This window comes from Paenibacillus zanthoxyli JH29, assembly GCF_000520715.1.
Classification (GTDB): Bacteria; Bacillota; Bacilli; order Paenibacillales; family Paenibacillaceae; genus Paenibacillus_AQ; species Paenibacillus_AQ zanthoxyli.
The window spans coordinates 1-7,058 of record NZ_ASSD01000472.1; the positions used below are offsets into that span (position 1 = coordinate 1).

General features: G+C 50.5%; 7 protein-coding genes. 2 read left to right on the forward strand and 5 right to left on the reverse strand.

Features of this window, described 5'->3' with window-relative positions:
• The 3 genes from L691_RS0118205 to L691_RS0118215 form a co-directional block, all read right to left on the reverse strand.
• Positions 1-999, reverse strand: a 999-nt coding sequence (locus L691_RS0118205) for a glycosyltransferase (RefSeq protein ID WP_156934276.1), incomplete at its 3' end; no start/stop codon positions are given.
• Between the two features lie 239 nt (positions 1,000-1,238).
• Positions 1,239-2,372, reverse strand: a complete 1,134-nt coding sequence (locus L691_RS0118210; RefSeq protein ID WP_025691842.1) for a CgeB family protein — start codon at positions 2,370-2,372, stop codon at positions 1,239-1,241.
• A 22-nt stretch (positions 2,373-2,394) separates the two neighbouring features.
• Positions 2,395-3,492, reverse strand: a complete 1,098-nt coding sequence (locus L691_RS0118215) for a CgeB family protein (RefSeq protein ID WP_025691843.1) — start codon at positions 3,490-3,492, stop codon at positions 2,395-2,397.
• Between the two features lie 235 nt (positions 3,493-3,727).
• On the opposite strand from L691_RS0118215, the gene L691_RS0118220 reads away from it, so the two are divergent.
• On the forward strand, positions 3,728-4,489 hold the full coding sequence (locus L691_RS0118220; protein ID WP_025691844.1) for an AAA family ATPase: 762 nt from the start codon (positions 3,728-3,730) through the stop codon (positions 4,487-4,489).
• A gap of 557 nt (positions 4,490-5,046) precedes the next feature.
• Here the strand turns inward: L691_RS0118220 and L691_RS0118225 are convergent.
• Complete coding sequence (locus L691_RS0118225; RefSeq protein ID WP_025691845.1) at positions 5,047-5,418, reverse strand: YybH family protein; 372 nt, start codon at positions 5,416-5,418, stop codon at positions 5,047-5,049.
• A 30-nt stretch (positions 5,419-5,448) separates the two neighbouring features.
• The gene (locus L691_RS0118230) at positions 5,449-6,039 is read right to left on the reverse strand and encodes an HD domain-containing protein (protein ID WP_025691846.1); all 591 of its coding nucleotides are present in this window, start codon (positions 6,037-6,039) and stop codon (positions 5,449-5,451) included.
• 149 nt (positions 6,040-6,188) lie between these two features.
• On the opposite strand from L691_RS0118230, the gene L691_RS0118235 reads away from it, so the two are divergent.
• Positions 6,189-6,782 (forward strand): TetR/AcrR family transcriptional regulator, encoded by a 594-nt coding sequence (locus tag L691_RS0118235; RefSeq protein ID WP_025691847.1) that lies wholly within the window; start codon positions 6,189-6,191, stop codon positions 6,780-6,782.
• The last annotated feature ends 276 nt before the right edge of the window (positions 6,783-7,058 follow it).

Genomic DNA, 7,058 nt, shown 5'->3' on the forward strand with positions numbered 1-7,058 from the left:
GGCGACGACCGGCTTGCCGAAGGCAAGGCCCTCCATCGCGGTCATGCCAAAGCCTTCACGAACGAGACTCGGAACGACCAGCACATCCATGGCACAGTACGACTCGGAAAGCGATCTCTCATAGCCCGTGAACCGAAAGCGGGAAGACAAACCCTCCAGCTTCACCTTGTGTTTGCAGCGGTTGTAGTAATCCTTGTCGCGCGGCTCGCCAATAACCAGGAAACGCGCGTCCGGATGCTGCTCTGCCACAAGTACGGCCATGTGAATGAAATGCTCCAGCCCTTTTTGCTCGATAATAAATGAAGAGATATACCCGACGAGCCGATTTACGGGCTTGATACGCAGCTCCCGCCGCCGTTCTCCCCTCAGCTTGCTCCACGCCGCCGTCATCATATCCTTGTCATCCCATGTCGGCGGAAGCAGCGCGATTTTACTTGCCGGTATTTCCTCCATAAAAGAAAGAGCCGCCGTTTGGGATATGCAGAGGATCTGGTCGCTGAACCGATTAATCACATTGATGCTCAGCGAAGTATGCTCGTTCTCGGTAATAATCTCACTGATCTTCCATACCACCGGTATACCCAGCGATTTGGCGGCAATTGCCGGCAGAACATGTACACACGTACTCGTTACGATGAAGGCTGGACGCCGCTTAGCCAGCCATGCATGAAGCTCCTTGAACTCCCTGCCGTTCTGAAACGACTTGATGTCCTCTTCAAGTCCTGCATAGGGGGTATACATGCCGTACACCAGCGGAATCGGCAGCAGTTCCACCGCTATTCCGCTGCGGCGGGCCTGACGCGTCAGCTTCCCTTCCTGAGGCGCGACAAGCAGGCAGTCAAAGTAGGAGGACAATTCCCGGGCGAAGAACAGCAGCAGCTTTTCGGCGCCGGTTATGCTGTTGTCATTGGATACATGGGAAAAAAGGACAACGGCAGCTTTATCAGCCATTGGCGTATTGGCGCTTCCGAACAGATGAATTTCGGAGCGTCCGCTCACCTCCCTGTTAGGTATGCATTGCCCGGACGTTAGCAGAAACCTCCTGCGGTTCCGCCGCCCGAAAAGAAAGACTCCCCTGCCGCTTTCCAAGGTCCGCAGCGGACAGAAGCCCCCTGAAATGATCCGGCGTTTACCGGATTTTGCCTTGACTTATCGTATGAGGTCCGCAGCGGCAGCGGACATGACAACCGCTCCCTCGGCAGGAGCATAATTCGGGAGACCCGGAGCCCGGAGGAGGTTCATCCGAATATAGTGGCCAACAGCTGATTGACCCGTTTAGGATACGTGTGATCCCGGAGTGTCCGTTCCAGCCCCTTCAGCACAATCGCTTGACGTTCCTCCTCATGCGTCAGGTAATAACGGATTTTATCGATCATCTCCTCCGGTGTGCTGAACGTTACAATCTCCTCTCCCGGCTTGTAGAAGGAGGCCAGATCATCCCGGACATCGCTTAGCTGCAGCGTTCCGCTGGCCGCAATCTCGAATGTCCGCGGATTCGGCGAAGCTGCCGAAATCGCTAGTGTATTGTTGTTGAATGCATCATCGACATGGGAGCGGTGCAGATTGATCACGATTTTTGAACCGCTGTAAGCGGCAGCCGTCTCCTGCGGAGACATCCACTTTCCGACCTCGATCCGGTCTCCATAAATCGAGGCCTCCGGAAGGCGATCCCACCATATTCCGTTGATAACCGTATTGAATTCCATCAGCTGCGGCATGATTTCCCGGAAGAAATTGACCCGGTTCCAATACGCGGAGCCGATGAAGCTTACCTCGCGCGATATCGGCGTGCGGGAGATCGTGGGGCGATAATGCGGCCGGTAAGCCGCGAACGGCAGATAATGGACCTCCGCACAGCCGAGCTGCCGGTAATACTCGATGCAGTTACGTTCCAGCGTGAATACATAATCGTAGTGGTTCACGATACCCAGTGTAAAATCAGTATAATAAGGATCATCTGTAAGCCAGATTGCCGTAAGGATACCCATTCCCCGGAACTGGTCGATTTGTTCCAGCGGCAGCTCCATACCGTCGAGCACAAGGACCAAGTGCGGCCGCTTGGCGCTGACCAGTTCCACCAGGTTCTGATGTACATTCGTTACTGTTACTTCCGCCGTCAGGCTTTGCAGCGATGTCAGTACGGCTTCATCCAGCGGGGAATAGGGGTAGCCTTTGCCGGAACCGACATACATGACGTGTATATCGCGTACGGGCAGAGGTTCTTCTGGACGGCCGTCCAGAATGGCTAAGCGGCCGCGCAAATAGCCTTCGGCATAGCCGTTCTTAAAGCCGTTCAGCCTTCCCTCCAGCCTCGCTTGCTCAGCCGGCGTAAGGGGAAGCGGCGGGACCGGAAGAATGAATTCTTTGTTCATCGTGCCTCGCTCCTTTATTTAATTAATGTCTCACTCGCGCCTCATCGATCACATAAAGCAGCCTTGGCAGCCGAGCCGTAAAGGTATGATTCTGAAGTGTTGTCCGTAGAGCTCTCAAGGCGAAATTCCGCCGCTCTTTCTCATGTTTCAGATAATATTCAATTTTGGATTCCAGTTCCCCGGGCGAGCTGAAGGTCTCCAGGTCATATCCGGGCCGGTAATGTTTCGTCAGATCCTCACGGACATCCGTAATCTGCATCGCGCCGCAAGCGCTGATCTCATAGGTGCGCGGATTGATGGACTTTGCGGGAACCCGGTATGAATTGCGGTTATCCTGTCCCGATTCCCAGGGGCGGTGAATATTGATCACAAGCTTCGCGCCGCTATAATAATTCGCCGTCTCCTCCGGCGGAATAAAACCTTTGTGGATGAGTGGAGACAGCATGTCGAATTTTTTCAGCCGCTCCCAGAACCCGCCGGCGATAAGCGTACGGTGACGGATTAGCATCGGGGCCAGGCGGTCAAACAGCTCAGTCCGGTTGAAAAAAGCATTGCCGATAAAAACGATGTCATAGCGATACGCCGGTCCGATGCGACGGGGATTGAACATTCCCGGATTAACGCACAGCGGCAAATAATGTACCGATTCCACTCCATGGGACCGGTAAAACTCCAGACATCCAAGCTCATGCGTGAACACATGATCGTAATGCTGGCAAAGAACAGCCGTATCCTCCGTAAAATAGGGATCGTCGACAAACCAGATGGCGGTGGAAATGCCCCGCCTGCGGATTTCCGTGATCTGCTCCAAATGATCATCCGGAAATACATGCAGCCCGTTCATGACCAGCACCGCTTCCGGAGATTCCCGGGCGGCGGTCTCCAGCATGGCATGCGGCGGACATACAATCAGCTCGGTAACGAGCCCGGCCAGCGCCTCTGTTACCCCGGCATCGATCGCATCGAAGCCCTGCGGGACATACATTAGCCTTAAGGGACGCTGAGTATCTGCCGAACCCGGATTCAGCTGTCTCACAGCTTCGCACAGACCCAGATGGTAGCCCTGGCGGTACCCGTCACGGTAGCCCTGTTTGCGCTCCTGCTTTATTTTCGCTTTCACAGCCTCACCCTGCCCTGTCGTAATCTGATGACAGTATAGTTATATGCTTCGGAGATATCCGCCTCATGGACACCTGTCCGTCATTGCAATAAATTGGCAGATGCCCTCTGGCAAGAGTACAAGCTGCGCATGCAGACCTGGACTCGGATTTGGACTTCAGGAACTCCTGATGATAGAGTGGTAGAAACAGGGTCTGGGCCTAAGCGCGGCTCGGAGCAGTCTTGCGGGGAGGAGCATGACAATGGAGAACGACAAGCTGTATTTACGCCATATGGAGCTATTGAGGAACAAGGTTCCGTCCTTCCGCTCCTATCCTTTTCAACTGCCGGTGATCCGGTCACTGGAGCGGCTGGTGTTCAGGAATCCGGTCACTTTCCTGGTGGGAGAGAACGGCAGCGGCAAATCGACCCTGCTGGAGGGAATCGCCGCCGCCTGGGGATTTAACCCCGAAGGGGGGACGCTTAATTTTTCATTCAATACCCGTTCTTCACACTCTATCCTGTATGAATATCTTCGGATCGCCAGAGGGGTCAAACGGCCGAAAGACGGATTCTTTTTACGTGCGGAAAGCTACTATAATGTGGCCTCATATATTGACGAGCTCGATGAGCAGCCCTCTCCCGGTCCACGGATCAGAGATTCTTACGGGGGCAAATCGCTGCATGAGCAGTCGCATGGCGAATCCTTCTTCGCTGCTTTCATGCACCGGTTCGGCGGACGCGGCCTGTACATCCTGGACGAGCCCGAAGCCGCGCTGTCGCCTCTGCGGCAAATGTCGCTGCTGGCCCGTATGCATCAGCTGGTACGCAGCGACTCGCAGTTCGTCATCGCCACCCACTCGCCGATTCTAATGTCCTATCCGGGGGCGGATATTTGGCTGCTGGAAGGGGAAGGAATCCGGGAAGTTACCTTGGAGGAAACGGAGCATTACGCGGTGACCAAGGCGTTCATGAATGACCGCGAGGGCATGCTGCGCGAGCTGCTGGAGGAAGGATGAAGATTTATCCGATGGTCCCCATAAGCTATGGAAATAGCTGCTGGACGCCATTTGTTTTTGTGGTGGAATCAGGCAGGTGTACGGGGCCACTCTCAAATGGAAGCCGGATAATGCAGAATACCTGAAATTGTGCATCTTTTGGCTGTGCAGGAACGCGCGTTCTATAGCATACCTACGAAAGTACAGGTTTTTTCCCACTCACCTTCAAATTCAGTCAGCACAGCCTCAAATTCCTGTATGGAAGCAGGATTTCTCTGTGAATAAGCGTTTTGGGTTCAAAAAGATGCAGTTTAGCCGTTTTGAAAGACACTACACCCAATTTACAGCCAACCTGACCTCAATACTTGATAATGGATCGTCAAGCAGGCCATTCCTAAGCCCGTAGCAATACATATCGATGTCGGATCGCCCCAAAGTCTTTTTCGAACCATTGCCGATAATAGAATAACAGGAGCCAGCCAAGTCTTTATTTCTATAACCGAAAGACTTGCTGGCTTCATATCTTTTCTTAGGAATTTGACTATTCCAAATGTTTCATGTCTCATGCAAATATATTTCTAGAACATAATATCAATATCTATCTTCCAAGCCCCATCCTCTAGTCTCCACAGAACCACATAGCCCGAGGTGGGATGAATTTCTTTCTCACCATTCTGAAGCGTTAAGTGAGCAATTCCGCTTTCACGTACTTGATCTTCCCCGCCGGCCTGTATTTCCTTGCTTTCCAGAGCCAGATCGGTCAGTCCACTGTTCAACATGGTAACCCAGAAAGAATGAATCGCCTCGCTGCCTTGAATATTTGCGGAACCGCTTGGGATCAGGATGGCTTGCTTCGTGTATAAATCTGTGATTCCCGCGGCGTTTTTTTGCTGAACAGCTTGTACAAAAAGTTGGTTGTTAGATTCTATGACCTTACGAACGTCTTCCATATTAGATCTCTCCCCTGGCCTATTAGCCGCTTAATCTTCAAATGGAGCGTTGCTCAATATATCCATAAAGCCGATTTCTTTGTTCACCCGGTCAGCGAGCATATTGGGTTTGCGTTTGGCCTCAGACAGCCATACCTCTGCAAAAGCCTTCTTAAAACCAAGACGGGGATACGCCTCAAGAATTTGCTGTACACTGCTTGAAGGCAGGTCCTTAATGTGGAATGCCCCAACATCAAATCCGGCGCCAAAATGAACGAGAGCAATCTCCGGCTGTTTTTCTTGTGCGAGCAAAGAAGTATGCAGAACGATTGCTTCACGGACGATGTCTATCTTGTCTCTGGGATAACCGTGATGCGTAAGAAACTCCTCCGCCGCATCCGCACCATCCACCTCAAAGGAATGACCATGGTCACAACGCTTAGTCAGGCCGATGTCGTGCAAAATGGAAGCTAGATAGAACAGCTCCGGGTCCAGCTTCATTCCTTCTCTTTGCGCCAGAAGTCCTCCAAAACGGTACGTTCTTACAGAATGATTGAACAAAAATTTCGGGGATAATTCCAGGACAAGCTCCGTCGCTTTTGTGCACAAGGAACTGTCTGGAATACTGAGTTCGGCATTCATGTTAATCGCTCCCTCCTATCTCTTGGACGATTTCATCTTATCAGAGACCGACCGGTCGGTCAATTGAAAAAAATTGAAATCTGCTTCCTTGACATCGTATAGTTCAAATGGTAACTTGGGTGAATTGGTAATAGAGAGGGAGGCTCAGCATGCGAAAAGGAGCAGAGACTCGGGAGAATATTATCCGAAAAACGGCCGAATTGCTCAACGTTCAGGGTTATCATGGACTATCCATTTCTGATATTATGCGTGAAACCGGTCTTCAAAAAGGAAGCATATATAACCATTTTCAAAATAAGGACGAAGTGGTTCTGGAAGCATTGGACTATGCTGTAGACATTGTAAATAACCGTTTTCAGGAAGCGATAGCCGGACATACCCGCGCATATGATCAGCTTATTGCTGCGATCCGGGTGTATGAGCATGTCGTAGAAGCGCCGCCCTTTATCGGGGGGTGCCCTGTCATGAACATCGCTGCTGAAAGTGATGACACCCATGAGGCATTAACGGAAAGAGCGCAGAAGGGGTTAACCGCATTCGTTGCTTTTGTCTCCAAAATATTAGAATACGGAATGGAAACAGGCGAATTTAAGCCGGATATCGATAAGAGAAGGATTGCCAATTTTATCGTTACGTCCATTGAAGGCGGAGTTATGATCAGTAAGCTCTTTCATTCCAATACGCCCATTCAGGAAAATAACAAACTGTTAATAGATTTTATTATGCAAAATATTTGTAAATGATTGGTTAGCCATATTCTCTTTTTCATTTGCTATAAAACTTAATTATTATAACTTTTCCCAATTAGTCCAATAACAAATGCAACTATTATTATGATGATAATACTTATCGTAAAAAAACCAAACTTTTTTAAACGCTTCACTTTACTTACCATCCTTATTAAAAGACATTAAGTGTACAAAAAAACAATCCTTTATTCAATCTGGAGTTGACCAGGAATGTCCATCCTTTATATCTAAGTTTACACGCCTGTTGATTATCAAGTTTCTGGAATTTGA

Excerpts from the sequence above, each read along its gene's own strand:
- L691_RS0118225 (WP_025691845.1), bottom strand. The coding sequence starts at position 5,418 with ATGGAAGACGTTCGTAAGGTCATAGAATCTAACAACCAACTTTTTGTA.
- L691_RS0118210 (WP_025691842.1), bottom strand. The coding sequence starts at position 2,372 with ATGAACAAAGAATTCATTCTTCCGGTCCCGCCGCTTCCCCTTACGCCG.
- L691_RS0118230 (WP_025691846.1), bottom strand. The coding sequence starts at position 6,039 with ATGAATGCCGAACTCAGTATTCCAGACAGTTCCTTGTGCACAAAAGCG.
- L691_RS0118220 (WP_025691844.1), top strand. The coding sequence starts at position 3,728 with ATGACAATGGAGAACGACAAGCTGTATTTACGCCATATGGAGCTATTG.
- L691_RS0118235 (WP_025691847.1), top strand. The coding sequence starts at position 6,189 with ATGCGAAAAGGAGCAGAGACTCGGGAGAATATTATCCGAAAAACGGCC.